The organism is Pseudonocardia halophobica, from assembly GCF_050948485.1.
GTDB classification, from domain to species: Bacteria; Actinomycetota; Actinomycetes; order Mycobacteriales; family Pseudonocardiaceae; genus Pseudonocardia; species Pseudonocardia halophobica.
The window spans coordinates 1,751,972-1,771,895 of sequence record NZ_CP192046.1 but is presented as its reverse complement, the minus strand read 5'-3'; the positions used below and the strand labels follow the sequence as shown (position 1 = coordinate 1,771,895).

Sequence of the window (19,924 nt, the reverse complement as noted above, 5' to 3'; positions counted from 1 at the left end):
CGCGCACCGCACCCCGCCGGGTCGTCCCGGCCGGTCCGGGGCGGACCGGTGCCCCGGAAGGACCCACCACCGCCCATGTTCGCCCCCGCCCTGCGCCGCCGCGCGACCGTCCTGCTCGCCGCCCTGGCCGTCGTCGGCCTGGCCGCCGGCTGCTCGCGCGCGCAGGAGAGCACCCCCGCGGCTCCGACGAGCACCTCCCCCGCGACCGAGCTGCGCCTCGGCTACTTCCCCAACATCACGCACGCGCCCGCGCTGATCGGCGTGGCCCAGAACTACTTCGCCCAGGAGCTGGGCAGCGGCACGAAGCTGACCACCCAGACGTTCAACGCCGGCCCGGACGAGGTCAACGCCCTGCTCGGCGGCTCGCTCGACGCCGGCTTCATCGGCTCCAGCCCGGCCATCAACGCCTTCGCCAAGTCCAACGGCGAGGCGGTCCGGCTGATCGCGGGCTCCACCTCCGCCGGCGCCCAGCTCGTGACCAGCCCGGACATCACCACCCCGGACCAGCTCAAGGGCAAGATCATCGCGACCCCGCAGGCCGGCAACACGCAGGACGTCGCGCTCAAGAAGTGGCTCAAGGAGCACAACCTCGAGATCGGCGAGGGCCCGGACAAGGTCACCGTCCAGAACATCGACAACCCGCGCACGCTCGACCTGTTCAAGCAGGGCCAGGTCGCCGGCGGCTGGCTGCCCGAGCCGTGGAGCTCCCGGCTGGTCGACGCAGGCGCCACGGTCCTCGTCGACGAGAAGTCGCTGTGGCCGGACGGCAAGTTCCCGACCACGGTGCTGATCGTCCGCACGCAGTTCCTCCAGGAGCACCCGCAGACCGTGGAGGCCCTGCTGCGCGGTGAGCTGAAGGCCATCGACTTCGCCACCTCCAACGCGGACGAGGCCAAGAAGATCACGAACGACTCGATCAGGCAGATCACCAACTCGTCGCTCTCCCAGCCGGTGCTCGACCGTGCCTTCTCCGAGCTCAGCTTCGACAGCGACCCGCTCGCCTCGACCTTCCCCCAGCTGTCCGAGGACAGCGTGACCGCGGGCGCCACGCCGACGGAGACGAACCTGCAGGGCTTCGTCGACGTGACCGCCCTCAACACCGTCCGCCAGGCCGCCGGGCAGACCCCCGTCGACGCCGCGGGCCTCGACAAGCAGGGATGAGACGGGTGACGACGAGCATCGAGTCCGAGATCGAGCAGGCCCGCCGGGGCCGGACCGCGCACTCCGCGGTGGAGATGTCGGGGGTCGGCAAGACCTTCGGCACCGGGACGGGCGCCGTCACGGCGCTGCGCGGGATCGACCTGCGCGTGGCGCACGGCGAGTTCCTCTGCCTGCTGGGCGCGTCGGGCTGCGGCAAGTCGACGCTGCTCAACCTGCTGTCCGGGCTGGACGAGCCGACCACCGGCACGGTGTCGGTGGACACGGCGCGGCCGTCGTTCATGTTCCAGGAGGCCGCGCTCATGCCGTGGCTGACCGCGGCGCGCAACGTCGAGCTGCCGCTGCAGCTCGCGGGGCTGGGCCGCGGGGCCCGCCGCGAGCGGGCCCGGGAGCTGCTCGAGCTCGTCCGGCTCGACGGCGTGGGCGACAAGCGCCCGCACGAGCTGTCCGGCGGCATGCGGCAGCGCGTGTCGCTGGCCCGCGCGCTCGCCGCGGCCACCAGCACCGACGGCGACGCACAGGGTGGGGCCCCCGGTCTGCTGCTCATGGACGAGCCGTTCGCGGCGCTCGACGCGATCACCCGGGACGTCCTGCAGGGCGAGCTGCTGCGGGTGTGGGAGGCCACCGGCACCACCGTGGTCTTCGTGACCCACGACGTCCGCGAGGCCGTCCGGCTCGCCCAGCGCGTCGTCCTGCTCTCGTCGCGGCCCGGCACGGTCGTGCGTGAGTGGAGCGTCGACGAGCACGGGCCGGAGCTGCACGACGAGATCACCGGCCGGCTGCGACAGGTGATCACCAGCCATGCCGCCTGAGCTCGTGGAACGCCGGGGCGGGAGCGGCACGGACGACAGCGCGAAGGCGCTCGCCGGGCTCGACGCCCTGGACACCCCGACGGTCAACCGCGTCCCGTGGTGGCGGCGGGCGTCGTCGAGCGTGCTGCCGCCGGTCGTCGCGCTCGTGCTGGTCGTGGTGATCTGGCAGATCGTGTGGGCCTCGGCGGTGCTGCCGGAGTTCAAGCTGCCGGCGCCGGTGGCGGTGTGGGACTCGTTCCTCACGATCGTCGCCGACGGCAGCATCTGGTCGATCCTGTGGACCTCGATCAGCCGCGCCTTCCTCGGCTTCGCGATCGCGCTGGTCATCGCGACGCCGCTCGGCCTGCTGGTGGCGAAGGTGCCGGTGGTGCGGTCGGCGATCGGCCCGCTGCTGTCCGGCCTGCAGAGCCTGCCGTCGGTCGCCTGGGTGCCCGCGGCGGTGCTCTGGTTCGGCCTGACCGACGCCACGATCTACTTCGTGGTGCTGCTCGGCTCGGTGCCGTCCATCGCCACCGGCCTGGTGGCGGGCATCGACCAGATCCCGCCGATCCTGCCGCGGGTCGGCCGGGTCCTCGGCGCCCGCGGCCTGGCGAGCGCCCGGCACGTCCTGCTCCCCGCCGCGCTGCCCGGCTACCTGGCCGGCTGCAAGCAGGGCTGGGCCTTCTCGTGGCGCTCGCTGATGGCCGCCGAGATCATCGCCGCCGGGCCGGCGCTGGGCATCGGGCTGGGTGCGTACCTGAAGAACGGCAGCGACTTCAACGACATCGCCGGGGTGTTCTCGGCGGTGCTGCTGATCCTGGTGGTCGGCATCGGGATCGAGCTGCTGGTGTTCCGGCCGCTCGAGCGCCGGGTGCTGCGGGCCCGGGGCCTCGCCCTGACCTGAGCCCTCACCCGCCCCGGAAGAGAGCATTGCCAACCTTCATGCACTCGTCTTAACGTCGGAGGCGTTCCTCGAGGGGGAGGCCGTTCGATGACGAACAGTGCCCATGAGCTGGGCGGGGCGACGGACGACGAGATCCGCGCCGCGCTCGCCGTCGCCGATCCGATGACGTTGCGCGGGCTGCTGTACCAGCTCACCGGGGACGAGTCCCTCGCGCGGCTCCCGGTCACGCTCGCCCCGGCGGGCAACGCCGAGGCCATGCGGCTGGCCGACAAGGCCGACGCCGCACTGGTCCGCGAGAAGGCCCTGCGGTTCCTCGCGGCCCACCGCGACCGCGGTGCCCCGGACCTGCCGCTGGGCCCCGCGGACCGGCTGCCGCGCAGCATGGGCCTGGTCGCCGGCGTCGAGCTGCCCGCCGACGAGCTGGAGTGCTGGACCGAGGAGCTGGCCGTCGACCCGTTCGCACGGGGGCTGCGGTGGCCGCGGACGCCGGACCCGGAGGCGCTCGCGGGCTTCTCCGTGCTCGTCATCGGCGCCGGGCTCGGCGGGCTGGGCGCCGCGGTGCAGCTCGAGCGCGCCGGGATCCCGTACACGGTCGTCGAGAAGAACCCCGGCGTGGGCGGGACCTGGTACGAGAACCGGTACCCGGGCGCGCGCGTCGACACGCCGAGCCGCGCCTACACGCACCTGTTCGGCGTGGACTACGAGTACCCGAACCCCTTCTGCGAGCAGGCGGAGAACGAGAAGTACTTCAACTGGGTCGCCGACACCTTCGGCGTGCGGCAGCACATCGAGTTCGACACCGAGGTCCGTTCCGCGGTGTGGGACGAGGCCGCCGCCCGGTGGCGGGTCACGCTCGCCTCGCCGGAGGGCGAGCGCGAGGTGGCCGTCAACGCCGTGATCAGCGCGGTCGGCTTCCTCGCCCGGCCGAACATCCCGGACCTGCCCGGCGCGGAGCTGTTCGAGGGCACCGCCTTCCACAGCGCCCGCTGGCCCGCCGGCCTCGACCTCGAGGGCGCCCGGGTCGGGGTGATCGGCTCGGGCTGCACGAGCTACCAGATGGCACCCGAGCTGGCCGGGACCGTGGGCCACCTGTCGATCTTCCAGCGGACCCCGCAGTGGGTGTTCGACCGGCCCGGCTACCGGACGGCTTTCCCGCCGGAGGCGACCTGGCTGGACCGCAACGTGCCCTGGTACCGCAACTTCCAGCGGCTCCGGGTGAGCTGGCTGTCCGGCCCGCACGTGCAGAGTGCGGCGTTCACCATCGACCCGGAGTGGTCCGATCCGCACACGCTCAGCGCCCTCAACGCGCGGCTGCGCGAGCAGCGGCTGGAGTTCCTGCAGCGCAAGCTGGCGGGCCGGCCGGACCTGGTCGCCGCGATGACGCCCGACCATCCGCCGATGTCCGCGCGGCCCGTCGTCGTCGATCCCGGGCTCAGCGTGGTGGACACCCTGCTCCGCGACGACGTCGACCTGGTCACCGCACCGATCACCGAGGTGACCGCGACGGGGATCAGCACCGCCGACGGCGCCGACCACCCGCTCGACGTGCTGGTCTACGCCACCGGCTTCCGGGCCAACGACTTCCTCTGGCCGATGGAGATCCGGGGCCGGGGCGGCCGGCGGGTCGAGGACCTGTGGGGGCGCGACGGGGCGCGGGCGTGGCTGGGCACCATGCTGCCCGGCTTCCCCAACCTCTTCCTGCTCTACGGGCCGAACATGAACCCGTTCAGCCTCGGCGTGGTGACCTTCTCCGAGATGACGACCCGGTTCGCGCTGGACCGGGTGGCCGAGCTGGTGCTGTCCGGACGCTCGTCGGTCGAGGTGACCGAGGAGGCCTACGACTCCTACAACACCGCGCTCGACGCCCGGGAACGCACCCGGACCTGGAGCGACCCGCGGGTCGACAACTACTACCGCAACGCGCACGGCCGCTCGGCCGCGAACTGCCCGTTCGAGGGGACCGAGATGTGGCGGTGGCTGCGCCGCCCGGAGCCCGGGGACCTCGTCGTGCGGTGAGGCCCCCGGGGCCGGATCAGGACTTGGCCCTCAGGGCGAAGTTCTCCGGGATGATCAGGTCGTCCCGGGACAGCTCGTGGATGCTCGACTTGCCCAGGCCGAGCAGGGTGGAGTCGATGCCCTGGCGCAGCACCTCGAGGGTGTTGGTCACGCCGTGCTGGCCCGCGGCGGCCATGCCCCAGAGGTAGGCCCGGCCGATCAGCACCGCCTTGGCGCCCAGCGCGAGCGCCTTCACCACGTCGGAGCCGCGGCGGATGCCGCCGTCCTGCAGCACCTCGATCTGGTCGCCGACCGCGTCGACGACCGCCGGCAGCGCGCGGATCGACGCCGGGGTGCCGTCGAGGTTGTTGCCGCCGTGGTTGGACACCGAGATCGCGGTGCAGCCGGCGTCGACGGCCCGGCGGGCGTCGTCCGGGTGCATGATCCCCTTGACCGCGAACGGGCCGTCCCACTGCTCGCGCAGCCAGGCCACGTCCTCCCAGGTCACCGGCGGGGTCTGCATCCACTGGAAGTAGGCGCCGAAGAAGGTCGGCGGCGCCTCGTCGCCGATCGCGAGGTTCGGGGTGGTCAGGTCGGGCAGCTGGCCGGTCTTGGCGAAGTCCCACAGCCAGCGCGGCTTGCGCAGCACCTCGGGCGCGAAGTGCAGCGCGGCCTTGAGGTTCACCTTCTCCGGGATCATCGGGGCGTCCCAGTCCCGGGCGGAGTCGAACGACCAGTCCAGGGTCATGATCAGACCCTTGGCTCCGGCCTTCTTCGCGCGCTCCGCGCGGGCCAGCAGCTGGTCGCGGCTGCCCACCCAGTACATCTGGAAGAAGGTCTTGTCGTTCACGGCCGCGACGTCCTCGATGGACCGGCTCGCGAACGAGCTCAGGCCCATCGCCGTGCCGGCCCCGGCGGCGGCGCGCGCCACGGCGACCTCGCCCTCCGGGTAGACGGCCTGCACGCCCGTCGGCGAGATGATCACCGGGAAGGAGATGTCCTGCCCCATCACCGTGGTCGCCTGGTTCCGCTGCGGCGACAGGTCGGCGATGCGCGGGCGGAACCCGAGCTCGCTGAACGCCTCCACGTTGTCGGAGATCGTGACGCCCTTCTCGGTGCCCGCGACGAGAGCGAGGTACACCGAGCGGGGCAGGCGCTTCTTGGCCCTCCGCTGTGCCTCGGCGATCGTCTCGAACCAGTTCTTCGTGCTGGCCATCGCGCCTGCCCCTTCGCAGCTCGGATCCGCGTGTCTGCGGCCACCCTACTATTTCGGCACTCGGTGCCATAGTGCGACCCGGCATCCCCGTCCCGAGCCCCTCCGAAGAGTCAGGACGGCCTCCTCCGGGCAGCCGGGGTGCCCGTACGCAGCGCGGACGGGCGTGAACGCCGACGGCCCGCGACGCGGGGTGCGTCGCGGGCCGTCGGGAACGGGCCGTCGAGTAGGTCTCAGCCGGTCCGGCGCAGGTGCGGTGCCCGGCGCAGGGCCGAGCGGGTCACCGCGAGCTCGTGCGCGACCTCGGCCGCGATGAGCTCGGCGTGCAGGTCGACCTGCGCCGGGTTGCCGGCCAGGGCGCGATGCCGGGCGACGAGGTCCTCCAGCGCGTCGAGCAGCCGGTCGACGATCTCGGTGCGGCGGTCGTCCCGGGTCGGCCTCGGCAGCCGCACGGTCGGCGGGTCGAGGTCGGCGGCCTGCTCGGCCCGGAGCGCCGGGGTGGCGGCCTCCCGGTCGTGGATCGGGGCGGTCATGTCGTACTCCTACGGACGAACGTGAACGGCGGCGGGATCGGCGGCCCGGGAAGTGGGACCGAGTTCGAGGCCGGTCCGACAGAGTGCGCTCGCGGTCCGCAGATGGTCGACGGGGCGACGACGGCTCAGGAACGGACGAAGCAGGCACCGGGACGAGCACAGGGGGCGCATCGGGGATCTCCGGGACGGGCGACGGGCGGGGAACGGTCAGTGACCGCGACACCAGCCGCGCGCATGGCGACCGTGACGGCACGGCGACGGTGGCACGTGCGGCACCGCTCCCACCTCCCGAGTCACGATCACGGAGTCCAGGGTGCCCGTGCCGCCGCGGCTGCGGCAACCGGGTAACCGTCACGGCGGGTCAACATCACATCCGGGCGCGAACGGGAACCATCCGGCGCCGCCGCACGTCTCGGGGTGGTGCCACCCGGAGGCCGACCACGAAGAGTGACATCAGACGCCGGCCGGCGCGTCCTCGACCCCTGCCTCCGCCGCCGCCCGCGTCGCGACCCGCTCCGCGTGCGTGGGCGGGTCCGACGGGACACCCTCCGGGCGGAGCGCCTCGAACCCGGCGCGCAGGGTCGGCAGGATCTCGCCGAGCAGGTCCAGCTGCTCGAGCACCGTCTTCAGCGGCAGGCCCGCGTGGTCGACGAGGAACAGCTGGCGCTGGTAGTCGCCGAAGTGCTCGCGGAAGGTCAGCGTCCGGTCGACCACCTGCTGCGGGCTGCCGACGGTCAGCGGGGTCCGCTCGGTGAAGTCCTCCATGGACGGGCCGTGGCCGTACACGGGCGCGACGTCGAAGTACGGCCGGAACTCGTCCCACGCGTCCTGGCTGTTGCGGCGCATGAAGAACTGCCCGCCCAGGCCGACGGTGGCGGCCGCCGCCGGGCCGTGGCCGTAGTGCTCGAACCGCTGCCGGTAGAGGCCGATGAGGCGGGTGTAGTGCTCCGGCGGCCAGAAGATGTTGTTCGCGAAGAAGCCGTCGCCGAAGTAGGCCGCGATCTCGGCGACCTCGGAGGTGCGGATCGAGCCGTGCCAGACGAAGGGCGCGACGCCGTCGAGCGGGCGGGGCGTGGAGACGAAGCCGTGCAGCGGGGTGCGGAAGCGGCCCTCCCAGTCGACCGGCCCCTCCGAGTCCCAGAGCCGGCGCAGCAGCTGGTAGTTCTCCACCGTGAGCGCCACGGAGTCCTGGATCCGCCGGCCGAACCACGGGTAGACCGGCGGGGTGTTGCCGCGGCCGAGCATGAGGTCGACGCGCTCGGGGCCCGCGAGGTGCTGCAGCATCGCGAAGTCCTCGGCGATCTTCACCGGGTCGTTCGTCGTGATCAGTGTGGTCGACGTCGACAGCACCAGCCTCTCGGTGCGGGCCGCGACGTAGCCGAGCAGCGTCGTCGGCGAGGACGGCACGAACGGCGGGTTGTGGTGCTCGCCGGTGGCGAAGACGTCCAGGCCGATCGCCTCCGCGTGCTCGGCGATCCGGACCATCGCCCGGATCCGCTCGTGCTCGCCCGGCGTGATGCCCGTCGTCGGGTCGGTGGTGACGTCCCCGACGGTGAAGATCCCGAACTGCATGTGCGCCCCCTCGTCACCGACGATGATTGCATCGGCAACCGGACGGAACGGTGAACGGTCGTCCGGTGTTCCCGGACGGTCGGTCGCGGACCGGACACGCGCGGACACGCCGGTGCCCGCACCGCGGTAGGGCCGTTCGCCTCTGCGGGAGGAACAGCCGTCGACCGGTCGTCGAGCGGGGCGCACCCCTTCGCTAGCGTTGTGCCGGCAGTCACCCACAGGTGTCGGGGCACGACAGGTGGCGGTGCCCGCTCCCCGGCCCGCTCCCCGACATGCACGAGGAGGCGCTCGTGAGCACGCAGGTCTCGGACGGACTGACGGTCCTGGCCGTCGACGACGAGGAACCGGCGCTTCAGGAACTGGCCCACCTGCTGAACGAGGACCACCGCGTCGGCACCGTGCTCACGGCGCCCGACGCGACGGAGGCCCTCCGCATCCTCGGGAGCCGGCCGGGCGCCGGCCCGGGCGAGTCCGGGGTGGACGTCGTGTTCCTGGACATCCGGATGCCGGGTCTCGACGGGCTGGAGCTGGCCCGCGTCCTGTCCGCCATGGCCTCGCCGCCGCCGGTGGTGTTCGTGACCGCGCACGACGACCGCGCCGTCGACGCCTACGAGATCGGCGCGGTCGACTACCTGCTCAAGCCGCTGCGCTCCGAGCGGCTCGCCGGCTCGATCGACCGCACCATCGCTACCCGGGCGCAGAGCAGGCCGATGCCGGCCCGGCCCGCCCCGCAGGGCCCGCCCGCGCGACCCGAGCCGCCGGAGGACGAGGTGATCCCGGTCGAGCTGGCCGGCACCACCAAGCTCGTCCCCCGGTCCACGGTGCGGTTCGTCGAGGCCCAGGGCGACTACGCCCGCCTCCACACCACGGAGGGCGGCCACCTCGTCCGGATCCCGCTCTCGGTGCTCGAGGAGCGCTGGCGCGAGGCCGGGTTCGTGCGGATCCACCGCGCCTATCTCGTCTCACTGCCACTGATCACCGAGCTGCGGCTGTCCGGTTCGGGGTACGTCGTGCGGATCGGGCACGGGCCGGGGGCGCCGGAGCTGCCGGTGAGCCGCCGGCACACCGCCGCGCTCAAGCGGATCCTCCGCGGCCGCCCGCCGCGCGAGGAGGGACCCACGGGCCCGCTCGCGCGCATCCGCTGACCGGGCCCCACCCGGGCCCTGCACCTCCACACCGGACCGACCGCCCGGCGCACCACCGACCGCTGGACCGACCGGGTGCACCCTTCGTCGTGCACCGCGTGTCGCCGGGCGGGCCCGATCGGGTGTCGCCTAGCGTGATCGTCGATGGCGGCGACGCGACGGATCCGGCTCCTGCTCCCCCTGTTCGGTGTCCTTCTCGTGCTCGCCGGGTGCGCGACCAGCGCCGCGGCCCCGCTCGACGCGGCGGCCCCGCCGTCCCCCGCCCCGCCCACGACGGCATCACCGACCACGTCCGCGCCCCCGCCCGTCCCCGAGCTGCCCGGCGGCGGACACACCCTCTTCCCGGGCCGCACGATGGTCGCGCTCTACGGCCATCCGGGCGTGCCCGCGCTCGGCGTGCTGGGTGAACAGGGCGTCGACGCCTCGGTCCAGCGCGCCCGCGACCTCGCCGACCGGTACGCCCCGCTCACGGGCGAACCCGTCGTGCCGGCCTTCGAGATCATCACGACCGTCGCGAGCTCGGCCCCCGGGGCGGACGGCGACTACTCGAACGAGTCCGCGCCCGAGGACCTGGTCCCCTGGGTCGACGAGGCCGCCGCGGCGGGCATGTACGTGGTGCTCGACCTCCAGCCCGGCCGCAGCGACTTCCTCACCCAGGCCCGCCGCTACACGGACCTGCTGCGGCGGCCGAACGTCGGCCTCGCCCTCGACCCCGAGTGGCGGCTGCGCGCGGGGCAGAAGCACCGCGTCCAGGTGGGCTCGGTCGACGCGGCGGAGGTCAACGCCGTCGCGACCTGGCTCGCCGATCTCACCCGGGAGGCACGCCTGCCGCAGAAGCTGCTGATGCTGCACCAGTTCCAGGCCCAGATGATCCGGAACCGGGAGCAATTGGTCACGGACCGTGACGAATTGTCCGTCGTGCTCCACGCCGACGGTTTCGGCACGCGTGCGGAGAAGATGGAGACCTGGGACCGCCTGCACCAGGCCGTCCCGGCCGGTGTCACCTGGGGCTGGAAGAACTTCTACGACGAGGACCGGCCGATGTTCGACCCGGCCGACACGCTGGCCGTCGGGCCGGTCCGGCCGGTGTTCGTGTCCTACCAGTAGGGGTACCCCCGGCCGTGTCGTGACGGGCAGTATCCTCGCCGGGATCTCGCCGCCGAGATCCCGCGTGCCGGCGGTGGACCCGGTGCCCTCGCGACGAGGACACCCGCACACCCCCGCCACACGTACCAGCACGTACGGTCCCGAGTCGCCTGTGGAGAAGGGGGTGTCCGACGTGGCCGACGACGCACGCACCGGACGCGCCCGCGAGGACGTCCGGGAGCTCCGTGACGTCCGTGATCCCGGCGAGCTCCCCTCCCGACGACGCCCGGCGCACTCCGGCGAGCCCTGGCCGCGCCGCGCCGAGCGGCCCCTCGTGCAGGAGCCCGCACCGCCCCGGCGGCCCGCGAACGGCTCCGGTGGCACCGGCGGCTCCGGCCTCAGCGGCCTGAACGGTGGCACGGGCGGCGGCCCCACCGGCCGCGACGGGGTCGCGAGCGGCTCCGGCCGGTCCGGCGACGCGCCCGCCCCGCGGGAGGCCTGGCCCTCCCGGCGGCACGCGGCCGGCGCCGAACGCCCGGAGGTGCCCGGTCCCGCGCGGCGCGGCCCCGGCGGCCCGGACGGCCGCGGCGCCCCCGCGGTGCCCGGACCCGGCGCCCCGGGCCCCGTCGGCCCGGACGTCCCGTCGCGCAACAGGCCCGGTGGTGGCCGCCCGCCCGCGCCGGACCTCGGCCACGGCGCGAGCCGGCCCGACCGCGGCGATCGCTCTGACCGTTCCGACCGCTCCGCGAGCGCCCCGCTGCCCGGACGCGCGGGCGGTCCTCCTCCCGGCGCTACCCCGAACGGCACCCCCGCCCACCCCGGCCGGTCGGGTCCGGGCGACCGGTCCGCCGACCGCGGCCGCGGCGCACGCCCGACGCAGGGCGGTCCCGGTGGCCCCTCCGGACCCGGTGGAGCCGGCCGGGGCGACCGTGCCCCCGACCGCCGGACCGGCGGCGATCCGCGGAACCCCGGCCGCCCCGGTGCGGGCGACCCCGGGCGCCCCGATCGGTCCCGCGGCAGCAGGTCCGCCGGCGAGCCCCGCGACCCCCGGGCCGACCCCCGTGCCGATCCCCGCACTCCCGGCGGTTCCGCCGACCGCTCCGGCGCCCCGCGCCGCGGCCCCGGCGGCCCTGGCGGCCCCAGCGGCCCTGGCGGCCGCGGCGGTCCTGGTGGCCGCGACGGTTCCGCGGGCGGCGCGCCGCGCGAGGGCCGAACCGAGCAGGGCCGAACCGAGCAGGGACGTGCCGAGCAGGGACGTCCGGAGCAGGGCGGTCCCGCCCGGCCTCCCGGCCCCGGCGCCCCCGACCGCCCGGGTGGGCCCGGCGGACCCCGGCAGGACGACCGCAGCGCCAGTGCGTCCGCACGCGGCGGCTCCGGTGCGCCCGCGGCCCCGCCCGGTCCCCGCGGGCGCATGCCCGACCAGGCCCGCCGCTCCCCCTCCGACGCCGGCCGCGCGCCCGGCGGTGCGGGCAGGCCCGAGCAGGCCGGTCAGCCCGGGCAGGCCGGTCAACCGGGTCAACCGGGTCAACAAGGGCAGCCCGGTGAGCGCCGTCCCGGCACACGACGACCCGAGGGCGCCGCGGCCCACCGCACCCGCGCCACCGCGACACCCGACGGGCGCCCGCCCGGCCAGGCCGGCCGCCGCCCCGGCACGCTCCCGCCCGGCGGCAGGCCCACCGGCGGCAGGTCCACCGGCGGCAGGCCCACCGACGGCAGGGCCACCGACGGCAGGCCCACCGACGGAACGACCGGTGCCGCCACCGGCACCCGCACCGGCTCCGACCGCGCCGGCACCCGCTCCGGTCCCGACCGCGCAAGCCCCGACCGCTCCGGCGCCCCGACCCGCGCCGTCGCCCGGACCGCGGGCGCCGCGGCCGCGGCCCCGAGTGCCGCTCTCGACGACCCGGCCGCGACCCGTGTCCCCCGCCGCATCCCGGCGAGCGAGGCGGCCGCGGACCGTGTGGCCCGCCGGCGCGCGGAGGCCGGGGACGGCGCCACCCGCACCGGTAGGAACGGCAGCGTCGGCGGAACCGGCAGCGTCGGCGGGAAGGGCGGCGCCGGTGGGAAGGGCGGCGCCGGTGGGAAGGGCAGGGCCGGCCGGCGCGGCACGGCCCGCCGCACCCTGCGCGCGGCACTGGCCACCACGGCGGCGTCGACGCTGGTCCCCGGCACCGGGCACCTGATCCTGCGCCGCCGGCGCACGGGTGGGCTCATCCTCGGCCTGTTCCTGCTGGTCCTGGCGGCCGGCGCGGTCGCGGTCCTCACGATGAGCCGGCGGGCGCTGCTCGAGAACGCGGTCTCGACGACGGTCCTCGCCGTCGGCGCGGTCGTCGCGCTCGTCGCCGCGCTCGGCTGGATCGCCCAGATCGCGCGGACCTACGCCCTGGCCCGCCCGCGGGACATGGGCGCCGGGCGGAAGGTCCTGGGCACGGCCGTCGCGGCGGTGCTGTGCATGGCCGTGGCCGTGCCGTTCGGCTACGCGGCCGACCTGGCGAACTCGCAGCGCTCCCTGCTCAACGACCTGTTCAGCGGCGGGGCAGGCGGCACCGCGGCCGCGGAGGCGATCAACAAGCCGCGGCTGAACGTGCTGCTGCTGGGCAGCGACGCCGGCCCGGACCGCACCGGCACGCGCACCGACACGATGATGCTGGCCAGCATCGACACGCGGACCGGCCGCACCACGATCTTCGGGCTGCCCCGCAACATCCAGCGCGCCGAGTTCCCGCCGGGATCCGCGATGGCCGAGAAGTTCCCGAACGGCTTCCACGACCCCGCGAGTCCGCTGTCGGGCGACTACCTGCTCAACGCGGTCTACGCCTACGCGCACAACAACCCGCCGCTCGCCCCCACCGGCCCGACGAACGACATCGGGCTGAACCTCCTGCAGTCGTCGATCTCGTACATGACGGGCCTGCCGATCGACTACTTCCTCGAGGTCAACATGGCGGGCTTCTCGACGATGATCGACGCGGTCGGCGGCGTGACGGTCGACGTCGGCCCGGTGCCGCTGCCGATCAACGGCGTCACGGCCGACGGCCGGCACGTCAAGCCGGACGGCTACATCCAGCCCGGGATCCAGACGTTGAACGGCGAGGAGGCGCTCTGGTTCGCGCGCTCCCGCCGGGACAGCAACGACTACCAGCGGATGAGCCGCCAGCGTTGCCTCATCCAGGCGGTGCTCGAGCAGAAGAGCCCGACGGACCTCCTGGCCAACTTCCAGCAGGTGGCGCAGGCGACCAAGGACAACGTCGACACGAACATCCCGCAGGCGGTGCTCCCGGCCCTGGTCTCGCTGGCCGGCGAGGGCTTCACCCTGCAGAGCATCTCGTTCGACCCGAGCCTGCCGGACCCGAACGAGGCCGACGGCAAGTTCGACACCTCGCGCCCGGACGTCGAGTACATGCAGAAGGTCGTGCAGGACGCGATCAACCCGCCGCCCGCCGCGGCGGCCCCACCGACGACCGCCGCCGTGCCGAGCACGGCCGAGACCCCGGAGACCTCGGGCTCGGACGAGACCGCGGCGGGCACCGCGGCCCCGACCTCGCTCGCCGACTCCTGCGCCGCCGCCGCGGGGCCCACGACCGGCGAGGGCGGGATCGGGTCGGGCCCGGAGAGCGCCGGCGAGGGCGGCTCCGGGGGCAACTGAGCCCCGGGACCCCGCCGGGCGCGCCACGCCCGGGGCCCGCCCATTACCCTTTCCTGGCGCGGTCCTGCGACGACGCCCGGGCTGCGGTACACCAGACACCGGTACGAACCGGGCACCGGCACGCCCGGATCCATCGGACCGGAGCACCAGAGGGGCAGACGGACGTGAGCAGCACTGGGGACACCCCCGCCCGCGAGGGCCGCACGAAGGTCGTCGTCGTCGGCGGCGGGTTCGGCGGGGTGCGCGTGGCGAAGGCGTTGGCCCACGCCGACGTCGACGTGACGCTCCTGGACCGGACCAACCACCACCTCTTCCAGCCGTTGCTGTACCAGGTGGCGACCGGGATCCTGTCGCCCGGCCTGATCGCGCCCGCGCTGCGCCGGGTGGTGAAGACGCAGTCCAACACCCGCACCCTGCTCGCCGAGGTGTTCGACATCGACGTGCAGGCGAAGGTGGTGCACGCCCTCGCGCCGAACGAGCAGCGCCTGGACCTGCCCTACGACTACCTGGTCGTCGCCGGCGGGGCCACGCACGCCTACTTCGGACACGACGAGTGGAGCCACTACGCGCCGGGCATGAAGAGCATCGAGGACGCGCGGATGCTCCGCAGCCAGATCCTCGGCGCCTACGAGCTGGCCGAGGTCGCGACGGACGAGAAGGAGCGGGACGCGTACCTGACCTTCGTCGTCGTCGGCGCGGGCCCGACCGGCGTCGAGATCACCGGGCAGCTCGCCGAGCTCGCCCGCTACGTGCTCCCGAAGGAGTACCGGACGATCGACACCCGCTCGGCGAAGATCATCCTGCTCGACGCCGCGCCGTCCGTGCTCCCGCCCTTCGCGCCGAAGCTGCAGAAGTACACCCAGCGCCGGCTGGAGAAGATGGGCGTCGAGGTCCGGCTCAACACCGCGGCCACGGACATGGACTACGACTCGATCACGGTGAAGGGCCCGGACGGCGTCGACACCATCACCGCCCGCACCAAGATCTGGGCGGCCGGCGTGCAGGCCTCGCCGCTCGCGGCGATGCTCGCCAAGGTCACCGGGACGGAGACCGACCGGGCCGGGCGCCTCGCCGTCGACCCGGACTGCAGCCTCCCGGGCGCCGAGGGCGTCTACGCCATCGGCGACATGGTCACCACGGTGGACCGGCTGCCCGGCGTCGCGCAGGTGGCCATGCAGCAGGGCACCTACGTCGGCAAGCTGATCGCGAAGCGGGCCAAGGGCGACCACACCACGCCCGCCCCGTTCCACTACTTCGACAAGGGCAGCATGGCGACCATCGGCGCCCGCCAGGCGGTCGCCGACGTGCGCGGGTTCCAGATCACCGGATACCTCGCCTACCTGCTCTGGTGCTACGTGCACGTCATGTTCCTGATCGGCTGGGGCAACCGGTTGGGCACGCTCTACAACTGGGTCCGCTCGCTGCGCTACGCGCGCAACCGCGGCCACCGGCTCATCAGCATGACGGGCGCGAAGGCGGTCGCGAAGCACCACGAAGCGGCATGACGCGGGCGGCCCGGTTGGAGATCGCCGGGCCGCCACCTACCGTTCGTTCGTGACCCCGTCCATGCAGGTCCTGATGCGCGAGGCCGAGCGCGTCTGGGACGACTTCTGGTCGGCCGTGTACGAGCGGGGGGACGTCGCGTCCGCGGCGGCCCTGCTCGCCCCGGAGGCCGTGCTCGTGGACATGCCCGCGATGACCGGCGGCAACGACCGGGCGGAGATCGAACGGCACCTCGCGGACACCGTCACGCCGCACCTGCCGGCGGATCTCGCGCGTCGGCGGATCTCCCGCACGGTCGACACCCGCGGGCTCGTCGACGAGCTGCGGTGGACCTTCACGCACGACCGCGAGCTGCCCTGGTTGCTCCCCGGGATACCCCCGACCGGCCGCCCGTTGCGGGTCCTGGCGGTCTCCGTGGTGGCCGTCCGGCAGGGCCGGATCGCGTCCGTCCGGACGCTCTGGGACGACGTCCGGCTGCGCCGTCAGCTCGCCGCGGGCTGACCGTCCGACGCCCGGAACCGGCCGTTCGCGGTTCTGCGACACCGTTATAGACCCTTTCGAGCCTCTGAACTGGGGGTTCCCCGCGTGCCGCCCTCGGTGTTCTGCCACGCTATGGGCCACGCTGTACCAGGAACGACCACCGACGCACCCCCGAGCGGGTGGTCGATGGGAGAGGAGAGGAGCACTCACCATGGCACTGCCCGCACTGACCCCCGAACAGCGCCAGGAGGCGCTCAAGAAGGCCGCGGCGGCCCGTACGGCGCGCAAGGAGCTCCGCGACAAGATCGCGAAGGGCGAGGAGACCATCCCCGCCGTCCTCGACCGGGCCAAGTCCGACCAGATCGTCGGCAAGACCAAGGTCGCGGACCTCCTCAAGAGCCTGCCCGGCTACGGCCCCGCCAAGGTCTCGGCGCTGCTGGAGCGCACCGGCATCGACGCGTCCCGCCGCGCCGCCGGCCTCGGCGAGCGTCAGCGCCAGGCGCTGCTCGACGCCCTCAAGTGAGCCGCCGGGCGTCCTGACGCCCGCGACTCCCCGCACCCGGTCCGGCCTCCCGCCGGGCCGGGTGCGGCGTTCTCTAGGGTGCGGGGCGTGGAACTGATGGTCGACGTCGCCCCGGGCGTGCAGCTGTGGGCCGAGGAGATCCCCGGCCCGACGCCGGACGCGGAGCCGCTGCTGCTGGTGATGGGCGCGAACGCGTCGGGGCTGGCCTGGCCGGACGCGCTGCTGGACCGGCTCGCCGAGCGGCACCGCGTGATCCGCTACGACCACCGGGACACCGGCCTCTCCACGCACGCCTTCGACCACGCCCCCTACGCGATCCGCGACCTCGCCGCCGACGCCCTGGCGGTGCTCGACGCGTTCGGGATCGAGCGGGCGCACGTCGTCGGGATGTCGATGGGCGGCACGCTCGTGCAGCTGCTGCTGCTCGACCACCCCGACCGGCTGCTCACCGCCACGGTCCTCTGCACCGCGGCCCTCGGCGCCTACGGCGACCCCGAGCTGCCCGGCCCCGACCCGGCCCTGCTGCGGCTGTGGGGCGAGTTCACGGACGACCGGGACCTCGAGGGCGAGCTGGCCTGGCGGGTCGAGCACTGGCGGCTGCTCAACGGCACCGGCACCCCGTTCGACGCCGAGGGCTTCCGTGCACTGGAGGAGCGGGTCGTCGCCCACTCCGGGCGGGTGGACAACCCGGCCGCGCACGCCGTCGCCGACACGGACGGGCTGGACCGCGGCGCCGAGCTGGCCGGGGTGACCGTGCCGACGCTCGTGATCGAGGCCCCCGAGGACCCGGTGAACCCGCCGCCGCACGCCGGCCACCTCGCCCGCGCGCTCGGCGCCGGCCGGCTCGTCCGCGTCCAGGGCATGGGGCACGCGCTGAACGCGACGGTCGTCGAGCCGGTGGCCGCGGCCGTCCTGGCGCACACCCGCGAGTACGCGCCCCTCTAGATCGGCACGGTCGGTCAGCGCTCCGGGCGCGCCCAGCTGTACCGCCGCTCCGGCCGTCCGGTGCCGCCGTACCGCAGCCGCACGGTCACGGCGCCGGTGTCGACGAAGTGCTCCAGGTAGCGCCGCGCGCTCACCCGCGACAGCTCGGTCCGCTCCGCGCACTCGCTGGCCGACAGGTCGCCGTCGGCCGCGCGCAGCACCCGCTCCACCAGCTCCGCCGTCGGCGCGGTCAGGCCCTTGGGCAGCCGCGCCGCGGCACCGGTCCCACCGCCCGGGCGGTCGTCGCCGAAGAGCCGGTCGATGTCGGCCTGACCGGCCCGGTCGAGGCTCGCCAGCCGGCCACGGATCCGCACCGCCCGCTCCACCTGCTCCTGCAGGGCCCGCGAGTCGAACGGCTTGACCAGGTAGTGCAGCGCGCCGCCGTGCAGGGCGGCGGCGACGGTGGCGCTGTCGTCCGCGGCCGTGATCACCAGGACGGACGGGTCGTCGGGCGCGCCGGTGCGGAGCTTGCCCAGCACGTCGATGCCGGACATGTCCGGCAGGTAGACGTCGAGCAGCACGAGATCGGGCCGCAGCCGCGCGGCCAGGTCGAGGGCCTCGGCCCCGCGGTGCGCGACGCCCACCACCTCGCAGCCGGGGATCCGCGCGACGTAGCCGCTGTGCACCTTGGCGACCATGAAGTCGTCGTCGACGACCAGGACCCTCACGCGCCCACCTCCGCCCGCTCCGGCTGCAGCGGCAGGACGGCGGTGAAGGTGGCGCCCCTGCCGTCAGGACCCGTCCCGCCGCTCTCCACCGCCACCCGGCCCCCGCGGCGCAGGCACACCTCGCGCACGATCGCGAGCCCCAGGCCGCGCCCGCCCGACCCGGACTCCGCCGCCTTGGTGGTGAACCCGTGCCGGAACACCTCCTCGGCCAGGTCCGACGCCACCCCGGGACCGGAGTCCCGGACCCGCACGTGCACCGCGCGCTCCCGCTCGGCCAGCCCGATCTCGACCCAGCCTCCCGCCGGGCCGACGGCGTCGAGCGCGTTGTCGACCAGGTTGCCCAGCACGGTGACCAGGTCGGCGCCGAGGCCCGGGTCCGCCTCGACCGGGTGCAGGTCCGTGTCCTCGGCCAGCCGCAGGCGCACGCCCCGCTCGGTCGCCAGGCTCGCCTTCGCGACCAGCAGCGCCGCCGCGGCCGGCTCCCCGACCCGCGACACGACCTCGCGCCGCCAGCCCTCCGCAGCCGCGACGATCCCGCTGACGAACCGGCGCACCTCGTCGTGCTCGCCGAGCTCGGTCAGCCCGGCGATGGTGTGCAGCCGGTTGGTGAACTCGTGCGCCTGCGCGCGCAGGGTGTCGGTGAGCGTGCGCGAGGCGTCGAGCCGGTCCTGCAGGGCGGTCAGCTCCGTGCGGTCGCGCAGCGTCACGACGGCGCCGACCCCGCGCCCGTCGACCTGCACCGGCATCCGGTTCAGCACGAGGACCCGCCCGCCGTGCAGCACCAGCTGGTCCTCCCCCGCCGCGCGCCCGGTGAGGACGTCGGCGAGTCGCTGGTCGAGGCCCAGCCCGTCGACCTCGTCGCCGACCTGCGCCGCCGGCAGCCCGAGCAGCTCGCGCGCGGCCGGGTTGAGCAGCGTCACCCGGCCCTCGGGATCGAGCCCGACCACGCCCTCCTTCACCCCGAGGAGCATGGCCTCGCGCCGCTGCACCAGCTCGACGATCTCGTCGGGTTCCAGCCCGAGGGTCTGCCGGCGCACCCGACGGGCCAGCAGCAGCGACCCGGCGACGCCCAGCGCCAGCGCCAGCCCGAGCAGGGCCGCGACCTCCCCGCGGGCCGGGGCCAGCGCCTCGACCAGGGTCGGCGCGCGGATGCCGGCGGACACCACGCCCACCACCTGCCCGCCGTCGCCGATCACCGGGACCTCGGCGACGACGGTGCGGTCCGCGGCGCCGGTCCAGGCGCGGCCGGCGAACGCCGTCGACTCGCCCACCTCGAAGGGGGTGCCCAGCTCGGCCGGGTCCGGTGAGCTCCGGACGACCCGGTTCGCGTCGACGACCACGATCCGGTCGGCACCGGAGAGGTTCTCCGCGCTGCGCGCGAAGCTGGCCAGCAGGTCGACGTTCCGGTTGACCAGACCGGCGCGGATCCCGGGCGTGGCGGCGACGTCCTCGGCGACCGACAGCATCCGCCGGCCCTGGGTCTCCCGGAACGCGGCGTCGGACTGCACGGCGGCGAGCGCGGCCACCGCCGCGAGCAGGATGACCACCACCAGCAGCTGCCAGACCAGGAACTGGCGGGCCAGCGGGCGTCGGCGCACGCGGCCAGCCTAGGCGGGGGCGGTGCCCTCCGGCGCGTGTACAGAACGACCACAACCACCGTTGCGGACACAAGCGCGACAGCGGGAACCCGCGCCCCGCACGATGACCGCCACAGTCCACTCGA

16 protein-coding genes are annotated in these 19,924 nt (G+C 74.6%); 11 read left to right on the top strand and 5 right to left on the bottom strand.

Going from position 1 to position 19,924, the window contains the following annotated elements; translation table 11 throughout:
* Window positions 1-75: 75 nt before the first annotated feature.
* The 4 genes from ACQP04_RS08535 (at window position 76) to ACQP04_RS08520 (ending at window position 4,869) form a co-directional block, all read left to right on the top strand.
* Entirely contained in the window at window positions 76-1,161 is a 1,086-nt protein-coding gene (locus ACQP04_RS08535) for an ABC transporter substrate-binding protein (protein ID WP_433506512.1), read from the top strand.
* A complete protein-coding gene (locus ACQP04_RS08530) occupies window positions 1,158-1,970 on the top strand; it encodes an ABC transporter ATP-binding protein (protein WP_433506511.1) in 813 nt (270 codons plus the stop codon). Before ACQP04_RS08535 ends, ACQP04_RS08530 begins: the two co-directional genes overlap by 4 nt.
* Window positions 1,960-2,853, top strand: a complete 894-nt coding sequence (locus ACQP04_RS08525; RefSeq protein WP_433506510.1) for an ABC transporter permease — start codon at window positions 1,960-1,962, stop codon at window positions 2,851-2,853. The genes ACQP04_RS08530 and ACQP04_RS08525 overlap by 11 nt, the downstream gene beginning before the upstream one ends.
* An 87-nt stretch (window positions 2,854-2,940) precedes the next feature.
* On the top strand, window positions 2,941-4,869 hold the full coding sequence (locus ACQP04_RS08520) for a flavin-containing monooxygenase (protein WP_433506509.1): 1,929 nt from the start codon (window positions 2,941-2,943) through the stop codon (window positions 4,867-4,869).
* A 16-nt stretch (window positions 4,870-4,885) separates the two neighbouring features.
* Here the strand turns inward: ACQP04_RS08520 and mftD are convergent, their stop codons facing one another.
* The 3 genes from mftD to ACQP04_RS08505 all read right to left on the bottom strand — a co-directional run bounded on the left by mftD (window position 4,886) and on the right by ACQP04_RS08505 (window position 8,166).
* Window positions 4,886-6,064, bottom strand: coding sequence for a pre-mycofactocin synthase MftD (gene mftD, locus ACQP04_RS08515; protein WP_433506508.1), 1,179 nt, complete (start codon window positions 6,062-6,064; stop codon window positions 4,886-4,888).
* Window positions 6,065-6,294: 230 nt separating this feature from the next.
* Window positions 6,295-6,594: a hypothetical protein gene (locus ACQP04_RS08510; RefSeq protein WP_433506507.1), complete on the bottom strand. Its 300-nt coding sequence runs from the start codon at window positions 6,592-6,594 to the stop codon at window positions 6,295-6,297.
* 453 nt (window positions 6,595-7,047) lie between these two features.
* Window positions 7,048-8,166 (bottom strand): CE1758 family FMN-dependent luciferase-like monooxygenase, encoded by a 1,119-nt coding sequence (locus ACQP04_RS08505; RefSeq protein ID WP_433506506.1) that lies wholly within the window; start codon window positions 8,164-8,166, stop codon window positions 7,048-7,050.
* 272 nt (window positions 8,167-8,438) lie between these two features.
* Here ACQP04_RS08505 and ACQP04_RS08500 point away from each other — a divergent pair, with 272 nt between their 5' ends.
* From ACQP04_RS08500 to ACQP04_RS08470, 7 genes are all read left to right on the top strand, one after another.
* Window positions 8,439-9,311, top strand: coding sequence for a LytR/AlgR family response regulator transcription factor (locus ACQP04_RS08500; RefSeq protein ID WP_433506505.1), 873 nt, complete (start codon window positions 8,439-8,441; stop codon window positions 9,309-9,311).
* Window positions 9,312-9,455: 144 nt separating this feature from the next.
* Window positions 9,456-10,418, top strand: coding sequence for a hypothetical protein (locus ACQP04_RS08495; RefSeq protein ID WP_433506504.1), 963 nt, complete (start codon window positions 9,456-9,458; stop codon window positions 10,416-10,418).
* Between the two features lie 1,390 nt (window positions 10,419-11,808).
* A complete protein-coding gene (locus tag ACQP04_RS08490; RefSeq protein ID WP_433506503.1) occupies window positions 11,809-14,043 on the top strand; it encodes an LCP family protein in 2,235 nt (744 codons plus the stop codon).
* Window positions 14,044-14,207: 164 nt separating this feature from the next.
* A complete protein-coding gene (locus ACQP04_RS08485; RefSeq protein WP_433506502.1) occupies window positions 14,208-15,548 on the top strand; it encodes an NAD(P)/FAD-dependent oxidoreductase in 1,341 nt (446 codons plus the stop codon).
* Between the two features lie 49 nt (window positions 15,549-15,597).
* On the top strand, window positions 15,598-16,047 hold the full coding sequence (locus ACQP04_RS08480) for a nuclear transport factor 2 family protein (RefSeq protein WP_433506501.1): 450 nt from the start codon (window positions 15,598-15,600) through the stop codon (window positions 16,045-16,047).
* 190 nt (window positions 16,048-16,237) lie between these two features.
* Window positions 16,238-16,549 carry an integration host factor, actinobacterial type gene (gene mihF / locus ACQP04_RS08475; RefSeq protein WP_037049162.1) on the top strand — a complete coding sequence of 104 codons (312 nt, stop codon included), beginning with the start codon at window positions 16,238-16,240 and terminating at the stop codon, window positions 16,547-16,549.
* A gap of 96 nt (window positions 16,550-16,645) precedes the next feature.
* Complete coding sequence (locus ACQP04_RS08470; protein ID WP_433508332.1) at window positions 16,646-17,494, top strand: alpha/beta fold hydrolase; 849 nt, start codon at window positions 16,646-16,648, stop codon at window positions 17,492-17,494.
* 14 nt (window positions 17,495-17,508) lie between these two features.
* On the opposite strand, the gene ACQP04_RS08465 is transcribed toward ACQP04_RS08470, so the two are convergent.
* Window positions 17,509-18,201, bottom strand: coding sequence for a response regulator (locus ACQP04_RS08465; protein WP_433506500.1), 693 nt, complete (start codon window positions 18,199-18,201; stop codon window positions 17,509-17,511).
* Window positions 18,198-19,799 (bottom strand): ATP-binding protein, encoded by a 1,602-nt coding sequence (locus ACQP04_RS08460; RefSeq protein WP_433506499.1) that lies wholly within the window; start codon window positions 19,797-19,799, stop codon window positions 18,198-18,200. The genes ACQP04_RS08465 and ACQP04_RS08460 overlap by 4 nt, the downstream gene beginning before the upstream one ends.
* Window positions 19,800-19,924 lie beyond the last annotated feature (125 nt).

Excerpts from the sequence above, each read along its gene's own strand:
- ACQP04_RS08535 (WP_433506512.1), top strand. The coding sequence starts at position 76 with ATGTTCGCCCCCGCCCTGCGCCGCCGCGCGACCGTCCTGCTCGCCGCC.
- ACQP04_RS08530 (WP_433506511.1), top strand. The coding sequence starts at position 1,158 with ATGAGACGGGTGACGACGAGCATCGAGTCCGAGATCGAGCAGGCCCGC.
- ACQP04_RS08525 (WP_433506510.1), top strand. The coding sequence starts at position 1,960 with ATGCCGCCTGAGCTCGTGGAACGCCGGGGCGGGAGCGGCACGGACGAC.
- ACQP04_RS08520 (WP_433506509.1), top strand. The coding sequence starts at position 2,941 with ATGACGAACAGTGCCCATGAGCTGGGCGGGGCGACGGACGACGAGATC.
- mftD (WP_433506508.1), bottom strand. The coding sequence starts at position 6,064 with ATGGCCAGCACGAAGAACTGGTTCGAGACGATCGCCGAGGCACAGCGG.
- ACQP04_RS08510 (WP_433506507.1), bottom strand. The coding sequence starts at position 6,594 with ATGACCGCCCCGATCCACGACCGGGAGGCCGCCACCCCGGCGCTCCGG.
- ACQP04_RS08505 (WP_433506506.1), bottom strand. The coding sequence starts at position 8,166 with ATGCAGTTCGGGATCTTCACCGTCGGGGACGTCACCACCGACCCGACG.
- ACQP04_RS08500 (WP_433506505.1), top strand. The coding sequence starts at position 8,439 with ATGCACGAGGAGGCGCTCGTGAGCACGCAGGTCTCGGACGGACTGACG.
- ACQP04_RS08495 (WP_433506504.1), top strand. The coding sequence starts at position 9,456 with ATGGCGGCGACGCGACGGATCCGGCTCCTGCTCCCCCTGTTCGGTGTC.
- ACQP04_RS08490 (WP_433506503.1), top strand. The coding sequence starts at position 11,809 with ATGCCCGACCAGGCCCGCCGCTCCCCCTCCGACGCCGGCCGCGCGCCC.
- mihF (WP_037049162.1), top strand. The coding sequence starts at position 16,238 with ATGGCACTGCCCGCACTGACCCCCGAACAGCGCCAGGAGGCGCTCAAG.
- ACQP04_RS08470 (WP_433508332.1), top strand. The coding sequence starts at position 16,646 with ATGGTCGACGTCGCCCCGGGCGTGCAGCTGTGGGCCGAGGAGATCCCC.